Here is a 20894-nt window from a genome sequence, read left to right as displayed (position 1 = left end):
CGGCCAGGCCCCTTACTTCCGCGACTAGATCAGGGCATGGTGGAGGCGCAGCACATGCATGACCATGCCGTCATGCGGCTTGAGCTGTTTCTGCTCCAACCGTAGAGCCGCAGCCGCCAACTCGTCCGCATCTACGAACTTGCCTTCGATCAACGGAGATCCTGTGGCCAGCAAGGCTCGGATCGAAGCCGGGCCGAAACGGACGAGAGCCTGATGCAGCACGTCGTGAAAGTTCTCACGCAGCGGCGGATGAGTCACCTCCGCGTCGAAGCCCAGGCGCTTGAGACGGGCGCGAGCGAGGTACTTTTTCCGGCGCCATATGAACGGCAGCCACTGGCCGAACCGCCACATCACCGGATCGGCCAGTGGGTACAGCGGCCACAGGCCGGCGCGCAGATACATTGGCGCACCGCAGGCAAGGGCCCGGAGCGTGGAGTCGGAGATCGGCGGCGCAGGGGGGATGCCGCTCTCTTGGTCGCGTAGGGCCTCGAACGTGGTGAGGGTGAGCCAGCGGGGGAAATCGGAGGGTACTAGCGGAGGGAGCTGCTCCGGCGGCAGGCTCAGCATCTCGTCCCCGCCAACCCCAGTGGCGGCCCAGAGCACGCCGTCGGCCTTCCATTTGGCAAGCAACTGACTGTGGCCCGCAATGTAGATTTCCTCATGAGGCCCCAGTGGCACACGCGGGACATAGTGCGGGTCCAGCGGCAGGTAATCGGCGGCGCGCAGCGCGGTGTCGCGGAGGCCGGCGTAACGGATCATCGCGGCCCGGCGCCGTTTCTGCTGTTCACCGGCAGCACCTTCCTGGAGCAGCGCACCGCTGACGAGGATGGGTCCGTGGCGGTTGGCCAGCGTCATGGCCACATTGCTGCTGTCCATCCCTCCGGACAACTCGATCGCAGTCCGCTCGGGCACGTAGTGATGGTCCGCCAGTACAGCGTCGAGAAGCCGTTCGTAACCGTCGAGGACCCTTGCGTCTGGGGAGAGTTCGCGGGGCTCATCGTGGCGGGCTGGCTCAGGCACCCGGACCCTGAGTTCCCCATCGTGGAACCAGACGTTGGAGCGTTCAGTGAGCAGGGAAACGCCCTGCCATGCGGTGCGGGTGCTGTAGTGGCCAGTTCGTGCCAACAGCCGCGCGACCTCAACGGGGTCGAGATGCTGGTGCTGCACAGCACGGAGTAGACGTGTCACGTCCCAATGCCCTTGTAAGACGCCGCCGCTCTCCGTCAGATAGACGGGTGCTGGGCAGCGCGCTCCGGTGCTGACGCTGATCCCGTTCGGGGTGATCTCGATGAGATGGTGTGCTCGCTCCCATGCAGCGGCCTTTGAGACGGCTTCGCTGTAGGCCCGCGTGCTGACCGGCCTGGGTGCGTCTGGCGAGTGGGGCAACTGTCCTGGCATCCTCTCGCGTACCTGGAAGGCAACCCGTTGGCTGTCCTGGACTGACCAGATTTCCAGCGCGGGGTGATCGTAGGGGGAGATCCAGGATGATCCGCTGCGCCATCGGTTATCGGCCCACTCCCATGACAGGCTGGTCGAAGTGGCGTCGATTCGCATGCTCAACATCAGCCGCTCCTTGCATCGGAAGCTGGGACGGGGCCCCTCAAGATGAGGGGCCCCGTTGAGGACAGACGATCAGTCGTCGTCCTCGTTGACGCGCTGGTCGCCCTCGCCTGAGGGCTTGCGGCTCCGGTTCACGCTGGTCGGCTCCATGGTGCGGGCCGCAGTCGTGAATAGGCCGTCCAGTTCGAGGAGCGTCGATTCGGCGTTCATTGCTACCTCCCTTCCTAGATCTGGTAGGACAGAGAGCCGGTTGGCTCGCTGCTGTCATCCGGCTGCCGGTCCGTCGTACAGATGCGGCAATCGGATGATTCCCCTTCCCGTCGCTGTCGATGGGCGGGGCGATCACGGTCGGCTGTTTCCCTTCGTAAAACGGCCGGTGTGAGGAAGGAACGGTCAGGGCACGGGGAAGCGGCGCAGTGCGTCGGATCCGACTGCCGTCACGCCGTGGAGACTGACCACGGTGAAGCTGGCGAGCGTCCAGCGGCTGGCGGCCGAGGCGATGTCGACGTGGGCGAGCTCACCGGGCCGCGCTTCGGTACGAGGAAGCGGTGCAAGCGTCTCGGGGTCGTAGATGACACCGGCGATGCCGTACAGCGTGGCGCGTTCGACCAGTGCGACGGCGAATCCGCGTCCCAGTGGCGGGCAGTGCTCAACTGCCAGCCTGGCGCAGGTCTGATGCACCGGGGGCGCGGTCGTCGTCTCGCCTTCGGTGATGGGCCTCGCGCCGCCCAGAAGGAACAGGGTGCGGCCGTCGGCCCGTGTGCCGATGGTCGGGCGGCTGCATACCTGGCAGAGGCTGTGCTCCATCGCCCGCCTCTGCCGGAGAGGGTTGGCCAGGAGAAACTCGGGCTTGCCACGGCCCGGAGCGAGCGTCGACCGGATCCACAACACCCCGTAGCGGCGGTCGGTTCGGGGATCCTCGTCCTCGAAGCCGATCCCCTCGCCGGCTCCGGTTGTCCGGCGGACGACGCGCGGCTGGGGCGCGGCCTCTGCGCTCCACGCGGTGATGTACGGCACGGGCGTGCCATGCCAGTGCAGCCGCTTCGCAGTCACACCATTTCCGGTGTTGGTGCTCGTGGTTGCCCGAGCCGTACTCATCAGGTGTCTGCCTTTCCGTGACCTGAGGGGCATGAGGAGTTGGGTCTGTACGCGGCACCTGAGCACCTTGCCGCGTACGGAGTCGTGGCACCGCCGCCGTGTGTCAGGCGGTAGCGAGGTGCCTGCGTTCGACGTCGGTGACCGTGCAGCGCTGCTCGTCGACTTCGGCCTGGGCGGCGCGGGCGTAGTGGACGACGATCTGGGTGTCGAACAGGTCGTGTGCGAGTGGGCTGGTCTGGAAGTCCCGTAGCCCTTCGGCCAGGTCCCGGGGCAGTGGCAGGGACGAGCGGTCGGCGTAGGCGTCACCCAGGCATGGGGGCGGTGGGGTCAGCTTGTGGTCGAGGCCGTGGGCGATGGAGGCGAGTGTGGCGGCGGTCAGCAGGTACGGGTTGGCGTCGGCGCCGCCCAGCCGGATCTCCAGGTGTGTGCCCTGGCCATGGCCAGTCACGCGTATCGCGCAGCCGCGGTTGTCCGGCCCCCAGCTCATGAAGTAGGGGGCGAAGGAGCGCGGGGTGGCGTACCGCTTGTAGGAGTTGGTGGTCGGCGTGTACAGCGGTGTCAGGTGCGGCATCGCGTCCATGAGGCCGGCGACGCTGTGCCTCATGGCCTCGGTCGGCATATCCCGGTGTGAGGCGGTGGCGAAGACCGGCTGGCTGTTCCGCCACAGGGACAGGTGCAGATGCAGGCCGCTGCCGACACCGGTTTCGGGTGCGGCCATGAACGAGGCGGTCATGCCGTGCTGCTGCGCGACGTGCCGCAGCGCGTGCCGGTAGACGGTGTAGTTGTCGCAGGCCTCCATGACCGACGCCTTGTCGTGGGGGAAGGTCACCTCGAACTGTCCGGGCGCGCCTTCGGGTTTCACAGCCTCGACGGGCACGCCGGCGTCCGGCAGGACCGTCTCCAGGTGGCCCAGGAAGTTCGCGGTCTGCGGTGGGAGATCTAAGCCGTAGTCGATGTTGCGGCCGACGGCCGGCTCGAGCCCGGTGTAGAGGACGAACTCGCTCTCCAGGCCGATCTGCGCCTGGTAGCCGAGCTCTGCCAGTCTCTCCAGTTGACGGCGCAGTATCTGGCGGGGCGCGACCTCGATGGGCGCGCCGTCGAGGTCGACGGCGTCGCAATGGACGAGGGCGAGGCTGGACATGTAGGGCAGCACGCGCAGCGAGGGCCAGTCCGCTTCGACCCCCATGTCCTGGAAGCCGTCGGTCCAACTGGTCAGGTCGAAGCCGCTAAGGGGGTCCATGTCAGCGTTGGTGGCCAGGATGTAGGCGCAGGCCTCCGCCACACGGTTGCCGCCGTCCTCGCCGAGCCGGTTGAGAAGGGCAAGGCTGCTGAGGCGCTTGCCCTTGAGGTGGCCGCGCATGTCGGGGATGGCCGCCATCACCGTGCGGATGCCGCCTTGGAGCATGGGGTCCTTCAGGGCTTCCAGGTCGATGCGTCCGGTGAGGTCTTCGGGGAAGAGTTGGGTAGTCATCGTGGGTCAGAGGCTTTCGTCGATCAGCGCTTCGCTGGGCTGGGCGGTGCGGCTGGCGGTGAGCAGGTAGGCCCTCTTGCCGCGGGTCTGCCAGGTGACCCATGCGAACAACAGTGCGATCGCGAGGGTGATGCCGGCGTAGTTGAAGGAGTCGGTGGTGATCGGGGAGGTCTGGGGAAGGCAGAACACGATGGTGATGACCACGACGTAGAGGCAGGCGATGACGCCGATCGGCTTGCGCCAGGCCCCGAGGGTCCAGGGCCCGGGGCGGTAGTCGGCGCCCTTGCGGAGGGCGAGGTAGACCGGGATGCCGTAGGCGGGGATCATGCCGACCGCGTTGATCGCGGTGATCGCCCCGTAGGCGGCGGTCGAGTACAGGGCGGGCAGGGCGAGGACGAACGGCACGACGACCGAGAACCAGACGGCGCGGGTGGGTGTCCGGGTCCGGTCGTTGACCATCTCCCATTTCTGCCACCCCCATAGGGCCCGGCTGCGGGAGAAGGCGTAGACCATGCGGGACGAGGCGCCGACCTCGGCGTTGCCGCACAGCAGCATCGCCACGATCACCACCAGCAGCAGCACCTTGGCGCCTGCCGCGCCGAGGACGTCGAGGTAGATCTGCGCGGGGGGCACCCCGGTTGCCGAGTTGAGCGTGCCTTCGTAGTCCTGGACCGCGAGCAGCATGCCGGCGAGGAGGACGAACCCGGCCACCCAGGACACCCAGATGGAGCGGACGATGCCCCGGGGTGCGGAGACCTGGGCATCGGTGGTCTCTTCGGCGATGTGGGCGGAGGCGTCGTAGCCGCAGAACGTGTAACCGGCCACCAGGCTGCCGACGAGGACCACCTGCACGGTGCTGTGGAGGCCGCTCTCGTTGTGGAAGGTGAGCAGGAACGAGGGGGACTGGTGGGGGGAGGAGGAGAGGGTGAGGGCGCCGACGATGAGAGCGACGCCGCCGAGCTGCCACCACACGGAGATCGAGTTGAGCAGGTTGAGGAGGCGGACGCCGGCCGAGTTCAGCAGGCCGTGCACGAGCAGGATGACCGCGAAGATCAGCATGGTGGTGGCGTTGGTGGGGGCGATGCCCCACTGCATCTGTATGAAGGCGCCGGTGAAGGCTGCGGCGCCGTAGTCGATGCCGGCGATGGCGCCGAGCAGCCCGAGCAGGTTGAGCCATCCGACCAGCCAGCCCCAGCGGGGGCCGCCGAGCTTGCTGGCCATGAAGTACGGGCCGCCTGAGGTCGGGTAGGCGGAGACCACATCGGCCAGGCACATCCCGACGAGAAGGGTAAAGAAGCCGATGGCTACCCAGGTGCCGAGCATGACCACGGGCCCGCCGTGGCTCATGCCGAACCCGAACATGGTCTGGCCGCCGGCGAGGATGCAGATCACCGTGATGCTGATCGCGAAGTTCTGGAACGCGGACGTACGGCGGCTGAGTTCGGGCTTGATCCCGAGTTTGGCCAGGACGTCGTCGTCGGCATCGGCGGTCGTTGTGCCGGTTCTTCTGTGAGACACCAGAGATCACTTTCGAATCAGGATGAGGGGAAGGGACAGATCGGAGGCGTCGAACGCCAAGGGGGAGGAGCTGGTCAGGCGGTGGGGGTGGGGGTGGGGAGGGGCCAACGGCGCAGGGTGGAGGCGCGGAGCGTCAGGAACCAGTCCATCCAGTCCGTGAAGCGGCCCAGGATCTTGTTGACGTCCTTCCAGGGCTGGGCGGTGACGTAGGGGCCCATCGCCCGCAGCACATCGGCGGCCATCTGTGTCTCGCCGTTCGCAACCAGGGCGTGGGCCAGGTGGCTGAGGTCCGCCATCGACGCCCACGGGTACTCGGCGGGCGGGAGCTGGGCGAACCACTTGGTGTACGCCTGGACGGCGTAGTGCCCGACGGCCCCGGTCTGCCAGAACCGCGACGTCGCCCCGCCGTCGTCCTCGTGCTCCGTGCGGAACTTGTCCACGAGGGCGTACACCGCGAGCAGCCACAACTCTGGGTTGGGTGGCTCCGACAGGAGCATCCAGCAGGAGAAGTCCATCGCGGCCCCCGTGCTGCGAACCCTCTGGAAGTACTGGCGCATGGCGTGGTAGCCCCCGCGATTGCCCGGGTGGCGGGCATCGACCTCCCCCAGCAGTGGCCAGGGACCGAGGTGAGGCATCCCCTGATCACGACCGCCGGGCAACTCGTCCCACGGCATCTGACGGCGCCGCGCGTACGGATCGAGCATGTGGGCCGGGTAGGGAAGTTGCGCGAGCAGGATCTTGTCGACCCACGGCACCGGGCACTCCGGCAGCAGTTCGCTTGCCCGCCACCCCGCCTTCGCGGCCAGCCGCGCGGCGCTTCCCACCACGTCCTCGCTCATACCGCTGCGGTAGGCCTTGAGCGCGGCCCGGGTCAGCACCCGTGCCCACATCATGGCCGCGTCCGGGCTGTTCGGCTCCTCGTCTAGCCACAGTTTGAAGATGCCCGGCTCACCGGCGCCGGCCGCCAGTAAGTTGCTGCGGCTCGTCCGCAGCCCCCATTCACGGCCCGTCATTTCGAGCAGGTCCCGGGCGGCGTGGTAGCGCCCCAGCCGCAGGTCTTGCAGGGCGGTTCGCAGCGCGGTGTCCGCACCAACCGGGCTGACAACGAGGCTCATGTCATCGGGGGCGCCGCCGTTGGGGGCAAAGCGTGCATACACGGCACCGGCCGCTAAGGAATCAGGCATGGGGGTGGCCTTGAGGATTAGGGGTGGGCGTGGAAACTTGCGGGATCTCGGGTTGAGGCTTGGGAACCTCGGGCCGAGAAGCTGTGATCAGGTTCCGGAGCGGCAGGCCGCTGGTACGAGGCCTTCGTGGGCAGGGGGAGCGTGCACCAGGCGCGGGTGCCGTCGGCGGTGAATCCCCAGTTACCACCCGCGTCCGCCGCCACGGCGTCGACCAGGAACAGGCCGCGGCCGTTCTCACTGTCGGCGGACGGTGCCTGCACCGCGGGGGGCTGGGAGGGGGTGTAGTCGGTGACCTCGATGCGCAGTACGCCGAAGGACGGCAGCCACGCCCGTACACCGATGCTGTCCGACCTGCCGTGCAGGATGGCGTTCGCGCACATCTCGGAGACGATGAGAAGCACGCTGTCGATGAGGCCCTCTGGCACTCGGCAGTAGCGGCACCAGGCTCGCGCGATCCGCCGTGCCTGTCTGACGCTCGCCGCAGCCGCCGGCATCGCTACGTCGAACCCGTCCGTTACGGGATATCGGACCGGAACGAGAAACGGCGCCACCGACAGGCTCGTCAATTCGGCAGGTTTTGGGGACATTGGGGTGGCTCCCTGTCTGGCGTGGCGCTCCGGGCATCCAGAGAACCGCTGCACAGTCACCGGCGGGAATGCCGTATGGCGGGGGAGTTGCCTGCGACACCCCTGCCGTTTTGACTTTCTCTTTAATCGCGGCTGCCTCGCCAAGTCCTAACGTTCAGTTATGCCGGGGACACGGAACGAGGCGTTCGCGTCATGGTTACGACAGCACGGGATGTCCAAAAAGGAGCTGGCTTGCCTGGTCAATGAGGCAATTGAAGAGCTCACCGGACGGTACGGGACCGTGCACGAACGGCATGTCTACAAGCTGCTCAGAGGTGAACACGCATCACCCAACGAGCTCATGAAGGCCGCACTTCACAGGGTGACGGGCCTGACTGCCCCAGAGTTAGGCTTCGTTCCCCGGGGGAAACAGACCACAGCTTCCCCAGCACCCGAGGACGACTCCGTGTATCGACGCGCTTTCCTCAACGCCGCCACCGCCGCAGGCGCCGCACTGACAGCCCCCTCCGCTTCGCAGCGTCGTCTCGGGTCAGCCGACGTGGACCGGATGAACGCCAAACTCGCTGCCGTCGTCGCGATGGACAACAAGTACGGCGGGACGAGGGAATTGCAGCAGCATGCCGCGGCGCTCGCCGTAGAGACCGTGGAACTCCAGAACAGTCACGTCGCGTCAACCCGCATCCGATCCGAGCTGTACGGCGTGGCGGCCGCGTTCACCGCCAGCGCCATGTGGGCCGCGGTCGACGGGCGACGCTTGGCCGAGGCAGAGCCGTACTTGGACCGAGCCGTCACTCTTGCTGGGCTGGCCAACAACCGCTTTATCCTCTTCCGGGTGTGGGGCCACGCCGGGATCATGTATCGGCACCTCGGCCGCCCTGCCGATGCCATCCGCGCGGCTGAGGTCGCCCGCTCGCAATCCATCACCCGGAACGATCCTCTGTACGCCTCCCTGGCCCTGGCCCGTCTCGCGACGTTCCACGCCGATGCCGGGGACATCCGGAGCTCCCTCCGGGCAATCGGTCTCGCGCAAGCCAGCTACGACCGGGCCGACCGGGCGAAGCACCGGCCGCCGTGGATGGGCTTCTACGACCAAGCCGAACTCGACAGCCTCTCCACCTTCGCGCTTCTGCGCCTGCGCAGGTGGGAGGACGCTGAGCGCACCGCCTACCGGTGCCTTGCCGGTCTCCGACCGGACCTCGAACGGAACCGGGCGCTGACCTACGCGAATCTGGCGCACGCCCAGCTCGGCCAGGGCGACATTGAGCCGGCCATCGCCGCGGCCCGTACCGTCGCGCCAGGCATGGCACGGCACGGCCGTGTGGGCATGCTCCTCGACAGCTTCACCACCCGACTCGCCGCCGTCGCGCCGCACAGCCCGGAGACCGTGGCGTGGCAAGAGCACCGAAGGGCAGCCGCATGAATGGCACCACCTACCACCGGACCAGCAACGCCGAATCTGTACGGCAGCTGATAGTCGACATCCACGTTGAAGTGCGCGGGGAGTTCGGCCTGATGGACCGGCCCTTTTACCACCCGGACCGCTTCAGCGAGCGCCTGACGACGTACGCATCACGGCCGGGCTGGGAAGCGGTCGTGGCCTACGAGGGCGACGAGCCGATCGGCTACGTGTTCGCTGTTCCCCTCGGCGAGAACACCGGGTGGTGGTCCGCGGAGAAGAAGCCGCTTCCTGCCGAGTACACAGCCGAGGACGGGGCGCGGACCCTCGCGCTCAACGAGATCCTCGTGCGCCGGAAGTGGCGGGGCGCCCACGGCAAGGGCGCGGCGCGCGCCCTCCACGAACAGCTCCTCAACGAGCGCCAGGAGCAGCGGGTCACGCTGCTTGTCAACCCGCTCTTGTCCGACGGTCGCCTCAAGGCCGTGTACGAGTCGTGGGGCTACAAGCAGGTGGGGAGCCAGCAGCCATTCGCCGACTCCCCCGTCTTCGCGTCGATGATGCGCGACCCCCTGCGCTAGCGGTCCTTCTCGCCCTTCGATGTGCCCGGGGCGTGTACTGGCACCTTTGCGAACGGGTCACTTTTCGCGGCCTGCGCCGGGCGTACATACACCTTGCGGGGGATGTTCGAGCCCTTGGCCCAGCGGCCGGCGTCCTCGAGTTCCTGGTCTGTGGCGCCGTTCTCGGCGAGGTCGGTGGCCCCACCGGCGCGCAGGCCGTGGGAGGTGATCGGCCGGCCGTCGCCCACCAGGCCGGCCTTGGCGAACCAATGCTTCACCCGTTCATTGACCACGTGCCCGCGGAGGTGTGTGCCACGCTTCGTGGCTGTTTTCGCCCGGGTCTCCTCTGTGGCAGGCACCCCGTTCTTGAGCAGGTGCCGGAACACCGGGCCGGTGGTGATGCCGTGGCTGGCCAGGCACTCGAGCCAGCGGCGCATCCGCCGGACGAGTTGGATGTCCGGCCGGTCTCGTAGGGGGATCGTCTGGTCCTCGTCCTTGTGGGTCTTGTCCTGAGCGACCCAGACGACGACGCGGTCGTCGAGGACCGTCAGGTCCTCGATCATGACGTCGGCGTCCTCGATGCTGCGGCCGAGGAACCGGTACCCGAAGGCGAACATCGCCGCGTCGCGGATGCCGATCGGCCGGCCGTCGGCCTCGGCTTTCTCCATCATCGGCACGACGTACGGCAAGGTGAGCGGGAACGCCTGCCGCGTACGCAGGGCCCGCTTGTTGTTCTTCCGGTAGTTAGCCAAGAGCCGCAGGTAGAGGCTGTTATCTGGCTTCTTCCCTGGCGGCATGGCCGTCTTGATCAACGACATGTAGTTCTTGATGGTCGAGACCTTGAGGCCCCGCTGCATCAGGTGTCTCCCGTACTCGGTGAACGTGGCGGTGGTACACGGAACGGCTACGCGCCCCTGCTCTGCGCACCAGTCCTTGAAGGCGCGCATCGGGCCCGAGTCGGTCGGGTCTGTCTCCTCCAGGATCTTTCTGGTCTCGTCGCTGACGTACAGGTCCCGCTCGGTGTACTGCGTGCTGGGGTCAGCGGTGGTGGGGATGGCCTGGCCCGGGTACAGCACCGTGTTGTGGTCGACGCGCGGCTGCGCAGGCGGTTCCGCGACGAGCACCAGGGCGCCGTCGGCGTCGACGACCTCGGCGTCGACGACCTCGCCCTCGTCCTGGTCGCGGAGGCTCACAGGTCCCGCCATTTCCAGCAGTCGGGGGTGCAGTCCTTCGGCAGGTGCCAGGGTGTGGGCTGCCCAGACAGGGCGACACCAGGGTCGTAGTGGGCGCCCAGTGCCTCGAGTTCGGCGGCCCGCGGGGACTGCCAGAAGTGGCCGCCGCTGTGTCCCTCGTCCGCGGTCCAGCCGCGCGGGATCATCTTGGTGCAGGGGTGACCGTGGTCGGGGCTGGGGACGGGGCACGGCATGGTGCCGTCGGAAACGGTTTCAGTGTCAGAGGTCATCGGGCACGCTGCGCAGGTGGCTGGGGGGTTCCTCGTCTGGGAACGCCATGGCGAGTTGGTTGATGGCGGCGGTGAGGCCAGGCAGCAGGGTTCGGGCACCACTCTCGTTCGGCATGGTGAACCCTTCGATGCGGAAGTTCATCGCCCACGACTGAAGGAATGAGTCGTCTCGCCGGGTCTGGTCGGATGCGGCGCCGTAGAGGTCGAGCACTCCGAGAAGTGCGTCGCGCAGGTTCGGCCCGAGGGCACCGGACTTGCGGGCGATCTCCTCGCGCATCCACACGATTCTCTGCGGGGTCGGGTCAGGCAGAGGGGACATGGTCACGACTGCTTCTCCGAGTCTGCTTGCTCCTCAAGCTCGCCGTATCCGGTCTTCTCCCAGGTCTCGCAGAGATTCGCCAGGTACTCATCCGGCGCCATGGTCTTCTCTCCCCTCAATGCTCCGTGGACCCAGAAGGTCAGCGCCCGGCCGGGGAAGTTCATGAACGGTGGGGGGACTGAGGTGCTGCCGACAGTGTTGTACCCGGCACGGGCGAGATCGTTGGCGTGCCACAGCAGCCACTCCGTGAGCAGCCAGCCCTCTGGGTGCGGGCCGGCGTCGATGATGCTCACCTCGGGGTCGGCGGAGCGGAGTACCCATCCGATGTGCCACTCGGCTTCTTGGCCGTTGCACTCAGGGTGGCCCTCGCACGAGGAGACGGACTTGATGCCTGGCATCTTCGAGAACGCTCGGACGAGAGGAACAACGCCAGGGTCCAGGTCGTCCCAGGGCGGGGTGCCGTCCTCGTAGGTGCTGATCTCTTCGGCCAGCATCTCGTCGAGGTCGTCCGAGTCGTTCTGTTCGGTGCGCAACTGTCCTCCGTGGGTTGGGTGGTGACGCCCCAACATTACCGACAACAATTGGAGTTATTGTCGGCTACCCATGAGTAACACCGTAGGGTCTTCCTCGAAGGGCGGAGAGCAACCGCCCGGACCACGAACTGAGGAGCACCCTCGATGGCGGGCTGGATCAGCAGCGCTCAGCAGAAGCGCGACCACAACGGGCAGCGGAACATCTGCGCGGCCGACGGTCACCCGGGTACCGAAGCGGACCCGCTGGTGAAGACGAACGACGGGTGGCGCGTCCACCTCTCCGACACCACCAACCCCCGCAGCGGCTTCTACGGCCAGCAGCAGGAGGGTTGAGATGCTCGCCAAGCTGCAGATCCTCGCCTGGGCCTTCGGCCTCCTGGCCGTCGCGCACCCGACCATCGTCCCGCCCACTGTCTCAACTGTTGTTCTCATGGCGGGAGTTGCCGTTTCGGTCGTGGGCTGGTTCGTGGCGAACCTGGCGCTCACGCTGACGATCGCCGCCGGAATCCTGCTGGGCCAGATGCTCCCCGGCCCGCTCGGTCGCGCCGCGCGGTGGTTCGGTCGCGCCTGGGACACATCGATCGACGCCATCCTGCCGGTCAAGTCGTAACAGCCGGACTGTTCGACGCGTTCGATTCTTCGCTCAGAGCGATTCTCCGCTCAGCCCCCTCACGCAGCCACCACCACGGCACGACCGCAGAACGCGCCCTGTGGCGCCCTTCGGCGGAGAGCAACCGCCGTACCCGAAGAGAGGAACACCCCCGATGTCTCGTCGCATCGTCGTCACCGCCGTACTTCCACAGCCTGATCCCGAGCCCACGTACCCGGAGTACGAGGAGCTGCGTCGAGAGGCTCGGGGGAAGGATGGCGGTCCGATCGGCGGCCGCACAATCGCCCAGATGGAGGACGTCATCCAACGCCGTGGCCGAGACTGGTGCACGGCCGTGCTCGGCCGTTCCTTCCCGGGCCTGCGCTACGTCCCTTCCTCCGACGGCTGGATGCTGATCCTCGCCGACGAGCGCGGTCTCGCGCCGGCGTTGCCCGAGCGCATCGTCAAGGCGCGCGCAGCCGAGGAGGCACGGCGCAAGGAGGGCGAGGCTCGGGCCGCGGCCAAGTTGGAGGCGGAGAAGCGGCGTTGGGCCCTGATCACCGGGTCGGCGCCGGTCACCTTCACCGTGCGGGAGAACACCCGTCACACCGGTGTTCAGGGGCCGCTCCGGCACATCACGGCGGCCGTCGATCTGCTCTCCGGCCGATCCCGGCTCCACAAGGCCGGCATGGGCCTGTGCGAGACGCCGGACCGCTCGAACCCGCTGCACCTGGGCGCCCCGCTCGAGGACCTGCCTCCCACCTGCAAGCGGTGCATCGCCTACGCGGACCAAGTGCGCGCCCTCGACGCCCCGGCCCCGCCCACCCCTGCCGAGCTCAAGATGCTCCAACTCGTGCACGACGGCGTCGTGTTCACGTTCCGACTCGCTCGAGGCGGCCCCACGATTCGGGACACCAGCCAGCGCAGCACGGCGGCGTGGGGGCACCTCGGCCGGAAGGTCGACGCCGCCTTGAAGAAGCTCGAGGGCAAGGGCTGGGTGCGGAAGGACGCGGAGCACAGCAGGACGGAAGGGGGCCACCTCGGCGACCGTTGGCGGCTGACCGAAGCCGGTACCGCCGCGCTGGAAGGCTGATCCCTTGGTTGCCAGGTTCACCGCGAAGCAGTTCCTCGAGCTGCAGGCCCGCCGCCGCCAGCTCCCCGCGGCGCCCCTGCCGAAGGAGGCGCAACGGAAGCGGAAGCCCGTGGATCCGGGTCCGCCGGCTGTTCCACCGCCACCGGCCGTTGAGCCGCTGCTCGCCGGTCTACCCAGTCCGGGGCGCCACTGGATACTGCTCATGCCGTACGCCGAGGACCTGCTGACCAGCAATAAGCGGTACCCGCACTGGAGCGTTGAGTACCGCATCCGCAAGCAGCTCCGCCGGGACGCCACCAGCCTCATCGCTCCCATGCGCGTGCCTCGCCTGCAGCACGCGGCGATCTACTACGTGCTGCACCCGCGGAAGCTCAGCCGCTCCAGGGATCCCGGGAACTGGGCCCCGGCCGCCAAGGCGTACATCGACGGCCTGGTGACTCCCGACCCGAAGCAGCCCCTCCTCCGGCACTTGCTGCCGGACGACGACCATACGCATCTGCTCGGCCCGAACCCTGTCATGGGTGAGCCCGTGGGCTCCGGATGCGCCCGGATGTCACTCGTCATCGTTGAACTCACCAAGCCGCTGACCAGTGGAAACGCCGAAACCGTAACAGGAATCGACGCCCCGACGTACATGACATGAGGGCTGGCCCGCCCTCGCCCCCAGCAGCAGGAGATGCCCCTCCATGAGCACCGACGTCCTCGCGGCTTTCCAGATGTACGACCACCGCGGGATGCCCGAGGCCCCGACTTGGGACCGTCACCAACAGGTGGACAAGGTCATCAACGCGTTCGCGGCCGCCAACACCCTCCTCGACCGTGACACGGTCGATCTGCACCTCCTCGAGACCGTCGACAAGGCAGCGTGTTCCCTGCTGCGGGACCAGTGGACCGACGGTTTCCCCGTCGCCGCGTACTCGGAGCTCCTCACGACGATCGCCGCCCTCCGGAGCCTCCTCGGCTACTCCCCGACGCCGACGGCCGCAGAGGTCAACACCTGGGCGCGCAACTTGCGGGACACCTCCGCCGAGGCATCGGGAGACGACAAGGACTTCCACGAGGTCCGGATCGTCGAGGGCCCGCACATGGGTGTCCTGCTGGGTGTGTGGGGGCCGAAGGCGCCCCAGGAGCCGGGCACCCTGGTCGGTCCGCTCCTCCTGCTCGAGCTGCCCACCGATGTCGGGGACAGCAAGGACATGGAGCTCGGCACCGCCTACTACCGGCGGCTCAAGCAGCCCCACCCGAACACCGGACAGTGGGAGTACATGCTCGACCGGAAGCGTCCGCTCCCGTCCGCAGGCTCCCGCCCGCGCTTCCTTCCCGCCGCTGACCAGGTCGGTGCGTGATGGCGCGGAAGATCATGGCTGAACACGGTGCCGTCTACCGAGCTGTCATCACCTGGACCGAGGTACGGGAGAAGGGTGGCACGCCCCACACGGAGTACGAGGGGCCGTACGGGGAGCCTGGCGCAGCGCAGGGCCGGGTCACCTTCTGGGAGAACGACCTCCGCGACTACGACACGGGCGAGACCCGGGCCTCGGGCCATGTCGAGGAAGGCGTCGTCACGAACTGGACGCTGTACGTCCCGGAGGAGAAGCGGAGCAGGAAGGGCGGCCGCGCGTGATATCGCTGCTCTCTGCCGTCATCCCGTCCCCGGCCGCGGACGCCGCGCACGACGCTGCGCACGAGACCGCGGCCCGGTTCCGGCATGGCGCCTACTCGGTGGCGTGCCCGACCTGCCACGTCCCGGCCGGCGTGCTGTGCCTCGCCCGGCGCAGCATCCATGCCGCCCGCCGGGACCTGTACCGGCAGAACCTGAAGTCTCCTGGCTTGGTGCCCCTCCTCGTGGCTCGTGCCCGATGAGGGCGCGCACGGCCAGGTGGCCGATGGAGACGTACGCGGATCCGTACGACTGGCAGCAGGTCTACATCCGTCTGCAGCCGGAGGCGGGGGAGCGCCTGGTGCTCGCTGCCGGATTCCCCGTCTTCCCGCCGCCGATGCCGCGCACGATGGTGCTGGTCAGGAACTCGCTGCTCTGCCCGGCGTGCGAGGGCGAACGGCTCTCACGGGACTGGTACTTGGAGGTGACCGGGGTCCTCGTTGTGGGCTCCGGATGCTGGCGGCACGTGTTCGTCGTGGAGTTGCCGCCGTTCCTGTGGACGGGGGCCGGGGCATGAGCGCGCTGGCCGTCGAGGCGCCGGTCGTCTGGGTCGGGCGGGGCATCGTACGTGCCGCGGGCCGCCCCGTTCTCCACGTGGTCGGCGAAGGCGTCACGCCCCCGGCGATGCCGGTGTTCACCGTGCCTCTGGAATGCCAGCCGGACGCCGAACAAGCGCCGGGCGTACGGCCGTGGGACGGGCCGGTCACCGAGTCGAGCATCTGCCCGGCCTGCCTGCGTTCCCTGCGAGGGGAGCCGGAGCCCGAGGCCCCCCGGCTCGTTCCCGCCGGTGTCACGGAGGCCCTGCCCGAGCCGGAGCCAGACAGCCGCGGCCGCGGGCACCTGCGGGCGCTTCCTGACCTGCCGACGTACGCCGAGGCGCTCCTGCCCGCCGAACACGCGGGCCACCCGATCAAGTGGTCGTTGCCGTGGTGGCCGGCACCGGTCATCTCCCACTACGACCCGTCGTGTGAGTGGTGCGGTGACCCCGCGCACGGCGAGATGACCAGCGGCCGCTCGGGACACCCGACGTCGAAGACCGCCCCCCTGCGGATCTACCTCGCCCGCCGGTGCACCTCCTGCCAGTTGATGACCGCATACGAGCAGGTCGGGGGAGACCTGAAGACCATCGCCCACCACAAGTCGCGCGCCCCGAAGGACTGCAACCGATGACCGCCCTCGCCGAAGCCCCCACCTTCCACGCGCTCGAGCAGCGCCTGGCCCTGATCGCGTGCGGGGAGAACTCGCGGCCCGGTAAGACGCAGGCCTGCGACGTCCACCGTGGGAAGGGCCCCACCATGCTCCGTATCACCTCCACCGGAGCCGTCGACGCTCTCGCCGCGGCGATATGCGGCTCCGGCCACAAGCACAACCGTGCATGCGCACCGTGCACGGACAAGGCCGTCAAGATGATCCGCGTCTACAACGGGGAGACCGTGTGACCACCGCAATCGCCCCGCCGAACACCGGCGCCGTCGCGTTCGAACTCGAGGGTGGTCTCGTCAACGTGTCGAGCATCCACCACCTGGCGAAAGACGCCTCCGCGTTCTACGCCGCGATGCTCGGCTGCCCGCCCAACCCCGACGTTGTGGCCGCCGCCCGGCGCGCGAGAGCGGGCGGGAAGACCGTCCTCGCCATGACCGGCGGGGACCGGCGCCTGGAGCAGCTCGTCATCACCTGGCTCGGCCGGCACAGCGTGCCCGCGACCCTGGTCCTGATGCGCGGCCGCGGCGACTACCGGCCCAGCGCCGTGGTGAAGCGGGAGCGGTTGCGCGCCGCCCACCGCCAGTTCGGCAACCTCACGGTGTGGAGCGCCGACCCGAGCGTGAACCGCCTGGCGGAGCAGGAGGGCCTCGACGTCGTACCGCTGCCCGGCTACTGGGGGGATCTCTCGTGACCAGCGCGTTCAACGTCGGCGAGTCCCGGGGCATCATCTCCACGCCGCTCGCCGGCGAGCCGGTCCGGTACGCCCCCATCAGGCCGATCACGTCGTTCTCGGTGGTCATCCCAGACGACAACGGCCAGCCGATGGTGTCGATCCACCCCGACAGGCGGATCGAGTTCGGGGAGAACTACGTTCCGGACGAGGCTGCACGCGCGTTCTGGGACATGATCCAACGCTTCGCCCCGGACCCTGCGGTGCAGGAGTTCGGGGCGCCGCTCAAGGCCCGCATCGACAAGGAACTGGCCCGCGGGGAGGAGGCCGAGGGCCTCCTACGCGAGGCGCTGGCCATGTACGAGGACGTGACCGTCGGGAAGGTTGACGGGAACGCCATCGGGACGCTCGCCGCGAAGGTCCGAGGCTTCCTGAACACGCCGGAGCCGTCGTGACGTCCCCCGGAAACCACGAGATCGCCCCTGCGGAGCTGGCCAACCTACTCAGGGGCGATCTGCCTTCCACGCTGCCCCTCGAGGGCTGGCGCACAACCACGCTGCACTGCCAGGTCGACGCACTCGGCCCGTCGGACCGGCACCCGGACCTGGTGAAGCTCGAGGTTTCGTTCCCTCCGGTGAAACCGTCGAAGTGCGCCAGGTGCCACGGCAACAAGGTGGTGCCGGACTTCACGCGATGGAACCGGCACCACGGGGAGCCAGAACCCATTCCGTGCCCCGAGTGCTCGGCCTGCAACGCGACGATGCTGCACGCTCTCCACGGCCGGGTGCAGTGCGGCCTGGCGGCCAGGCACTACGACGTGGACCGGATGCCTGTGTTCGCCGACGGCGTCGACGACCCGGGCGGCTGGCATCAGTCCGCGAAGCGTGGCGACGAGCCGCGGTTCGTCTGGAGCGACCGGGCGGACGGGGCAACGCCGCACGACACCCCGATCACGCCGGCCGTGCCGCGGCCGCTGCAGCGTGTCGGGATCACCTGCCCGACGTGCGGGCCGACGACTCTTGAGGAACACCCCAGCCAGGCCGGGGTCTTGCGGTGCGGGAACTGCAAGGAACACCTGGCGCGCGGCTATCTCGAAGGGGAGTAATTCTCGGCGACATTGACCAATCTCGCCGAGAACTACCAATCTCCTCGAAAGATCGGCACAATGAGGGCTGTTGCTGATCTAGAGAGGGGTACCGGTGGCAGACCAAGAGTCGCCTCGAGTCCTACGGCTCACGTTCGAGTTCCACGTGCCTGTCGGCCTACGCAAGAACGTCCGCTTCGAGCGCGTGAAGGCTGCGGCGGAGTCCTTCACCAGCTCCGTCCAGGTCCTGGCTGGCCAGGTGTTCCCGTGGGCCGCTGAGATGAGGGTGCGCCACGAGTGGTCGTACGCCTGGTACGACCACCAGCCCGACCCAATCCAGCTACCGGTCACGGCCGACAACAAGCTGCCGGATCAGGCCGAGGACGCAACGAAGTAGGCACCGGTTCGGCGCTTCGGCACTGCTGACACAACTGAACATCTGGCGTCATGGCCAGCACACCGGCGGAGAGCAACCGTCGGGCCAACGAACGAAGGAACACCCCCGATGCCCTCGCGCACCGCAGCCTCTATCCGTCTGTCGACGTCCCTCCTGTCGAGGTGACGTGACGTGTTCATCCCTCGAGATGCGCCTGATCACGTCACCTCGCCCATAGAGAAGACCTCCGCCCACGGCCGTACCCGCCGAATGGCCGAGGCCGTGTGCCGCTGGTGCGGGCGCCTGCGCTACGAGCTGGCCCCGGCCGCCACCACGTTCGGCATGACCTGCCTGGGCTGGCTCCACAACCTCGCCGGCGTCGATGCGAGCGCGTACGTTGGGTACGGCCTGGGCATCGCCGCGACCGCGGGCCTGACCTACGGCGGGCTCAAGTTCAAAAACGCCGTGGCGACTTCACTTGGCGTCGCCTCTACGGGGACCCTGATCAACACGGCGATCGGCGCCATCACCGGCCCGTCCGTCCCGTCCCTCATCGCGGGCGGCGTCGTCACCATCGCCTCGTACGCGGTGTACGTGCCGTGGCTGGTCAAGAGCCGCCACGAGCGCTTCAACCTGCAGATCAAGGCGGCCAAGACCGCGCCCTTGCCCGACGGCATGGGCGTCAACGTCGGCCAGGCCGGGGTCACGGGCGACACCGAGGAGGAGACCGCGCTCCGCCGCGCCCTGGTGGCCCTGGGCGTGCCCGCGGTCGACGTCTCCCGGATCGTGTTCACCGACACCGGTTGGTACGCCCTGGTGACGCTCCCGCCGGGCAAGAACACCTCCGCCCAGGCCGTCATCGCCAAGCGGCAGCAGCTCCAGGCGAACCTCGACCTCCCCGGCCGTCTGCGCCTGAGCGAGGGCGCGCAGGCGAACCAGCTCCTCGTACGGCTGCAGACCACCGACCCCCTCGCCGGGCCTGGCATCCCGTGGCCGGGCGTGGGCGTCACCTCGATCGAGCAGCCCATCCCGATCGGCATCTACCCCGACGGCAGCGAGATCCTGATCGACATCGTCGACGGGCACGTCCTGATCGCCGGTGGCACCAACAAGGGCAAGTCCGGGGCAGTCAACGTCCTGGCCGGAAACCTGGTGGCATGCGACGACGTGCTGCTCGCGGGCATCGACATGAAGCCGGGCGCCCTCGAGCTGGGGCCGTGGCGGGACAACATGGTCGCCCTGGCCGACGACCCGGACACCGCCCGCCAGGTCCTGGTCTGGCTCAAGTCGGAGATGACACGGCGCGGCAAGTACCTGTCGACGCTGCGCGGCCCGAAGGGCGAGCGGGTCAAGAAGTGGACCCGGAAGCACGGCAAGTACATCGTCCTGATCATCGACGAGCTCGCCGAGCTTCTCCGCCAGGCGCCCGACGTGGCGTCCGAGCTGATGACGCTCATGCAGGTGTCCCGCGCGATGGGCATCCGCATCATCGCCGCGACCCAGTCGCCCAGTGAGCAGGCGTTCGGCGGCAAGGGCACCGACACCCGGCAGCAGTTCGGCGTACGCATCGGCCTGCCGGTGAACGAGCCGACCCCCATCAACATGATCATGGGCACGGGCGCGTACGGGCAGGGCTGGCGCCTCGACGAGCTCGACCTGCCGGGCAAGTGCATGGTGTCGTCCGAGCGGTACACGGCGCCGAACGAGGGCCGTTGCTACTGGATCAGCGAGGAGCAGATCCTCGAGACGTCGCTCGAGCACGCGCCCGCCGACGAGGAAACCGCCGAGGACGTGCGGCCGCACCCCGAGCCGGATCCCGACCCCGAGCCGACTCCGCCCACCCCTCCCGGCGGTGGCCCCCGCGGCGGCCGGCCCGTGCTGCGCGCTGTGCCGACGTACCCGGACGGCTCGCGAATCGAGGAGAACCGGCTCCGCCTGTGGCAGGCCCTGGAGAAGGCCGGGCCGGAGGGCCTGACCAAGCCCGAGGCGGTCAAGCGCGGCATCTGCAATCACCACACGTCTATTGGCCCCTGGCTGTCGCAGTGGGTCAGTGCGGGCTGGGTGGAGGAGACCGGTACGCGCAACCGCGCGGTCGTCTTCGTCCTCACGGCGGCCCAGCACACCCCCGCCCCCGAAGCGCCCGCAACAAACGAGGAGGCCGTCTCGTGGCCCGTAAGTCAGTAGTCCCGACGAACGTCTACCCGGGCAACATGGCCCCCCATCTGCCCGTCGAGCAGTACCAGCAGCCGCTCCAGCATTGCCAGTGTGGCCACGCGCACGGGCACGGCCAGGCGCCCGTGCAGCAGATCATCATCAAGCAGTCCGACCCGTGGCTTCGGTACCTCCTCATCGCCTTCGGCGGGGCCGGTATCGGGCTGATGGTGTTCGCCAGCATTGTCGCCATGCTCATCGCGGCTGGGGTGTGCGCGCTGTGCGTCGCGGTCGCCTCCTACGCCCTGCGTGGGCTTCTGGGCGGCGGCAAGGCGGCGAAGAAGTAGTAACTCGGCGGCACTTCGGGGAGGGCCTCAGCCGGA

Annotated in this window: 29 protein-coding genes; 18 read left to right on the top strand and 11 right to left on the bottom strand. The window is 68.3% G+C overall.

Annotated elements, in window-relative coordinates:
- Positions 1–24: 24 nt before the first annotated feature.
- The 7 genes from ACIQVL_RS03510 to ACIQVL_RS03480 all read right to left on the bottom strand — a co-directional run bounded on the left by ACIQVL_RS03510 (position 25) and on the right by ACIQVL_RS03480 (position 7325).
- Positions 25–1563, bottom strand: a complete 1539-nt coding sequence (locus tag ACIQVL_RS03510; protein WP_403474212.1) for a hypothetical protein — start codon at positions 1561–1563, stop codon at positions 25–27.
- Positions 1564–1632: 69 nt separating this feature from the next.
- Positions 1633–1770, bottom strand: a complete 138-nt coding sequence (locus tag ACIQVL_RS03505; protein ID WP_403252992.1) for a hypothetical protein — start codon at positions 1768–1770, stop codon at positions 1633–1635.
- Positions 1771–1953: 183 nt separating this feature from the next.
- On the bottom strand, positions 1954–2613 hold the full coding sequence (locus ACIQVL_RS03500; RefSeq protein WP_403474210.1) for a hypothetical protein: 660 nt from the start codon (positions 2611–2613) through the stop codon (positions 1954–1956).
- Positions 2614–2761: 148 nt separating this feature from the next.
- The gene (locus tag ACIQVL_RS03495) at positions 2762–4129 is read right to left on the bottom strand and encodes a glutamine synthetase family protein (RefSeq protein ID WP_403474209.1); all 1368 of its coding nucleotides are present in this window, start codon (positions 4127–4129) and stop codon (positions 2762–2764) included.
- Between the two features lie 6 nt (positions 4130–4135).
- A complete protein-coding gene (locus tag ACIQVL_RS03490) occupies positions 4136–5647 on the bottom strand; it encodes an amino acid permease (RefSeq protein WP_403474208.1) in 1512 nt (503 codons plus the stop codon).
- A gap of 74 nt (positions 5648–5721) precedes the next feature.
- Positions 5722–6762 (bottom strand): hypothetical protein, encoded by a 1041-nt coding sequence (locus ACIQVL_RS03485; protein WP_403474206.1) that lies wholly within the window; start codon positions 6760–6762, stop codon positions 5722–5724.
- Positions 6763–6848: 86 nt separating this feature from the next.
- A complete protein-coding gene (locus tag ACIQVL_RS03480) occupies positions 6849–7325 on the bottom strand; it encodes an ATP-binding protein (RefSeq protein ID WP_403474205.1) in 477 nt (158 codons plus the stop codon).
- A gap of 304 nt (positions 7326–7629) precedes the next feature.
- Here ACIQVL_RS03480 and ACIQVL_RS03475 point away from each other — a divergent pair, with 304 nt between their 5' ends.
- Entirely contained in the window at positions 7630–8838 is a 1209-nt protein-coding gene (locus tag ACIQVL_RS03475) for a Tat pathway signal protein (protein ID WP_403474204.1), read from the top strand.
- Positions 8835–9392, top strand: a complete 558-nt coding sequence (locus ACIQVL_RS03470) for an N-acetyltransferase (protein WP_403474203.1) — start codon at positions 8835–8837, stop codon at positions 9390–9392. Before ACIQVL_RS03475 ends, ACIQVL_RS03470 begins: the two co-directional genes overlap by 4 nt.
- On the opposite strand, the gene ACIQVL_RS03465 is transcribed toward ACIQVL_RS03470, so the two are convergent.
- The 4 genes from ACIQVL_RS03465 to ACIQVL_RS03450 are packed head-to-tail and all read right to left on the bottom strand — an operon-like array spanning position 9389 to position 11685.
- Positions 9389–10564 carry a tyrosine-type recombinase/integrase gene (locus tag ACIQVL_RS03465; protein ID WP_403474202.1) on the bottom strand — a complete coding sequence of 392 codons (1176 nt, stop codon included), beginning with the start codon at positions 10562–10564 and terminating at the stop codon, positions 9389–9391. The genes ACIQVL_RS03470 and ACIQVL_RS03465 overlap by 4 nt on opposite strands.
- Complete coding sequence (locus ACIQVL_RS03460) at positions 10561–10833, bottom strand: hypothetical protein (RefSeq protein ID WP_403474200.1); 273 nt, start codon at positions 10831–10833, stop codon at positions 10561–10563. Before ACIQVL_RS03460 ends, ACIQVL_RS03465 begins: the two co-directional genes overlap by 4 nt.
- The gene (locus ACIQVL_RS03455; protein WP_403474199.1) at positions 10823–11110 is read right to left on the bottom strand and encodes a hypothetical protein; all 288 of its coding nucleotides are present in this window, start codon (positions 11108–11110) and stop codon (positions 10823–10825) included. The genes ACIQVL_RS03460 and ACIQVL_RS03455 overlap by 11 nt, the downstream gene beginning before the upstream one ends.
- A 44-nt stretch (positions 11111–11154) precedes the next feature.
- Positions 11155–11685, bottom strand: a complete 531-nt coding sequence (locus ACIQVL_RS03450; protein ID WP_403474198.1) for a hypothetical protein — start codon at positions 11683–11685, stop codon at positions 11155–11157.
- Positions 11686–11829: 144 nt separating this feature from the next.
- On the opposite strand from ACIQVL_RS03450, the gene ACIQVL_RS03445 reads away from it, so the two are divergent.
- The 16 genes from ACIQVL_RS03445 to ACIQVL_RS03370 all read left to right on the top strand — a co-directional run bounded on the left by ACIQVL_RS03445 (position 11830) and on the right by ACIQVL_RS03370 (position 20858).
- Entirely contained in the window at positions 11830–12018 is a 189-nt protein-coding gene (locus ACIQVL_RS03445) for a hypothetical protein (protein ID WP_403474196.1), read from the top strand.
- A 1-nt stretch (position 12019) separates the two neighbouring features.
- The gene (locus ACIQVL_RS03440; RefSeq protein WP_403474195.1) at positions 12020–12295 is read left to right on the top strand and encodes a hypothetical protein; all 276 of its coding nucleotides are present in this window, start codon (positions 12020–12022) and stop codon (positions 12293–12295) included.
- Positions 12296–12584: 289 nt separating this feature from the next.
- Positions 12585–13367 (top strand): hypothetical protein, encoded by a 783-nt coding sequence (locus tag ACIQVL_RS03435; protein WP_403474194.1) that lies wholly within the window; start codon positions 12585–12587, stop codon positions 13365–13367.
- Positions 13368–13569: 202 nt separating this feature from the next.
- A complete protein-coding gene (locus ACIQVL_RS03430; RefSeq protein ID WP_403474193.1) occupies positions 13570–14010 on the top strand; it encodes a hypothetical protein in 441 nt (146 codons plus the stop codon).
- A gap of 43 nt (positions 14011–14053) precedes the next feature.
- On the top strand, positions 14054–14713 hold the full coding sequence (locus tag ACIQVL_RS03425; protein ID WP_403474192.1) for a hypothetical protein: 660 nt from the start codon (positions 14054–14056) through the stop codon (positions 14711–14713).
- A gap of 14 nt (positions 14714–14727) precedes the next feature.
- Positions 14728–14991 (top strand): hypothetical protein, encoded by a 264-nt coding sequence (locus ACIQVL_RS03420; RefSeq protein WP_403474191.1) that lies wholly within the window; start codon positions 14728–14730, stop codon positions 14989–14991.
- Complete coding sequence (locus tag ACIQVL_RS03415; protein WP_403474190.1) at positions 14988–15230, top strand: hypothetical protein; 243 nt, start codon at positions 14988–14990, stop codon at positions 15228–15230. Before ACIQVL_RS03420 ends, ACIQVL_RS03415 begins: the two co-directional genes overlap by 4 nt.
- Positions 15231–15253: 23 nt before the next feature.
- Complete coding sequence (locus ACIQVL_RS03410) at positions 15254–15544, top strand: hypothetical protein (RefSeq protein WP_403474189.1); 291 nt, start codon at positions 15254–15256, stop codon at positions 15542–15544.
- Complete coding sequence (locus tag ACIQVL_RS03405) at positions 15541–16197, top strand: hypothetical protein (RefSeq protein ID WP_403474188.1); 657 nt, start codon at positions 15541–15543, stop codon at positions 16195–16197. Before ACIQVL_RS03410 ends, ACIQVL_RS03405 begins: the two co-directional genes overlap by 4 nt.
- Positions 16194–16466, top strand: coding sequence for a hypothetical protein (locus ACIQVL_RS03400; protein ID WP_403474187.1), 273 nt, complete (start codon positions 16194–16196; stop codon positions 16464–16466). Before ACIQVL_RS03405 ends, ACIQVL_RS03400 begins: the two co-directional genes overlap by 4 nt.
- Positions 16463–16921, top strand: a complete 459-nt coding sequence (locus tag ACIQVL_RS03395) for a hypothetical protein (protein WP_403474186.1) — start codon at positions 16463–16465, stop codon at positions 16919–16921. Before ACIQVL_RS03400 ends, ACIQVL_RS03395 begins: the two co-directional genes overlap by 4 nt.
- The gene (locus ACIQVL_RS03390) at positions 16918–17355 is read left to right on the top strand and encodes a hypothetical protein (protein ID WP_403474185.1); all 438 of its coding nucleotides are present in this window, start codon (positions 16918–16920) and stop codon (positions 17353–17355) included. The genes ACIQVL_RS03395 and ACIQVL_RS03390 overlap by 4 nt, the downstream gene beginning before the upstream one ends.
- A complete protein-coding gene (locus ACIQVL_RS03385; RefSeq protein WP_403474184.1) occupies positions 17352–18005 on the top strand; it encodes a hypothetical protein in 654 nt (217 codons plus the stop codon). The genes ACIQVL_RS03390 and ACIQVL_RS03385 overlap by 4 nt, the downstream gene beginning before the upstream one ends.
- Before the next feature lie 145 nt (positions 18006–18150).
- Complete coding sequence (locus ACIQVL_RS03380; RefSeq protein ID WP_403474183.1) at positions 18151–18381, top strand: hypothetical protein; 231 nt, start codon at positions 18151–18153, stop codon at positions 18379–18381.
- Positions 18382–18552: 171 nt separating this feature from the next.
- The gene (locus ACIQVL_RS03375; RefSeq protein WP_403474182.1) at positions 18553–20544 is read left to right on the top strand and encodes an FtsK/SpoIIIE domain-containing protein; all 1992 of its coding nucleotides are present in this window, start codon (positions 18553–18555) and stop codon (positions 20542–20544) included.
- A complete protein-coding gene (locus tag ACIQVL_RS03370) occupies positions 20526–20858 on the top strand; it encodes a hypothetical protein (RefSeq protein WP_403474181.1) in 333 nt (110 codons plus the stop codon). Before ACIQVL_RS03375 ends, ACIQVL_RS03370 begins: the two co-directional genes overlap by 19 nt.
- Positions 20859–20894 lie beyond the last annotated feature (36 nt).

The organism is Streptomyces sp. NPDC090499 (assembly GCF_044769305.1).
In the GTDB taxonomy this organism is placed as follows: Bacteria; Actinomycetota; Actinomycetes; order Streptomycetales; family Streptomycetaceae; genus Streptomyces.
Note: the sequence above shows the minus strand (reverse complement) of the source record. Positions and strands in the feature narration are given on the sequence as shown.

Excerpts from the sequence above, each read along its gene's own strand:
- ACIQVL_RS03510 (WP_403474212.1), bottom strand. The coding sequence starts at position 1,563 with ATGTTGAGCATGCGAATCGACGCCACTTCGACCAGCCTGTCATGGGAG.
- ACIQVL_RS03505 (WP_403252992.1), bottom strand. The coding sequence starts at position 1,770 with ATGAACGCCGAATCGACGCTCCTCGAACTGGACGGCCTATTCACGACT.
- ACIQVL_RS03495 (WP_403474209.1), bottom strand. The coding sequence starts at position 4,129 with ATGACTACCCAACTCTTCCCCGAAGACCTCACCGGACGCATCGACCTG.
- ACIQVL_RS03485 (WP_403474206.1), bottom strand. The coding sequence starts at position 6,762 with ATGAGCCTCGTTGTCAGCCCGGTTGGTGCGGACACCGCGCTGCGAACC.
- ACIQVL_RS03480 (WP_403474205.1), bottom strand. The coding sequence starts at position 7,325 with ATGCCGGCGGCTGCGGCGAGCGTCAGACAGGCACGGCGGATCGCGCGA.
- ACIQVL_RS03475 (WP_403474204.1), top strand. The coding sequence starts at position 7,630 with ATGTCCAAAAAGGAGCTGGCTTGCCTGGTCAATGAGGCAATTGAAGAG.
- ACIQVL_RS03470 (WP_403474203.1), top strand. The coding sequence starts at position 8,835 with ATGAATGGCACCACCTACCACCGGACCAGCAACGCCGAATCTGTACGG.
- ACIQVL_RS03460 (WP_403474200.1), bottom strand. The coding sequence starts at position 10,833 with ATGACCTCTGACACTGAAACCGTTTCCGACGGCACCATGCCGTGCCCC.
- ACIQVL_RS03455 (WP_403474199.1), bottom strand. The coding sequence starts at position 11,110 with ATGCGCGAGGAGATCGCCCGCAAGTCCGGTGCCCTCGGGCCGAACCTG.
- ACIQVL_RS03445 (WP_403474196.1), top strand. The coding sequence starts at position 11,830 with ATGGCGGGCTGGATCAGCAGCGCTCAGCAGAAGCGCGACCACAACGGG.
- ACIQVL_RS03440 (WP_403474195.1), top strand. The coding sequence starts at position 12,020 with ATGCTCGCCAAGCTGCAGATCCTCGCCTGGGCCTTCGGCCTCCTGGCC.
- ACIQVL_RS03435 (WP_403474194.1), top strand. The coding sequence starts at position 12,585 with ATGGAGGACGTCATCCAACGCCGTGGCCGAGACTGGTGCACGGCCGTG.
- ACIQVL_RS03430 (WP_403474193.1), top strand. The coding sequence starts at position 13,570 with ATGCCGTACGCCGAGGACCTGCTGACCAGCAATAAGCGGTACCCGCAC.
- ACIQVL_RS03425 (WP_403474192.1), top strand. The coding sequence starts at position 14,054 with ATGAGCACCGACGTCCTCGCGGCTTTCCAGATGTACGACCACCGCGGG.
- ACIQVL_RS03420 (WP_403474191.1), top strand. The coding sequence starts at position 14,728 with ATGGCTGAACACGGTGCCGTCTACCGAGCTGTCATCACCTGGACCGAG.
- ACIQVL_RS03410 (WP_403474189.1), top strand. The coding sequence starts at position 15,254 with ATGGAGACGTACGCGGATCCGTACGACTGGCAGCAGGTCTACATCCGT.
- ACIQVL_RS03405 (WP_403474188.1), top strand. The coding sequence starts at position 15,541 with ATGAGCGCGCTGGCCGTCGAGGCGCCGGTCGTCTGGGTCGGGCGGGGC.
- ACIQVL_RS03400 (WP_403474187.1), top strand. The coding sequence starts at position 16,194 with ATGACCGCCCTCGCCGAAGCCCCCACCTTCCACGCGCTCGAGCAGCGC.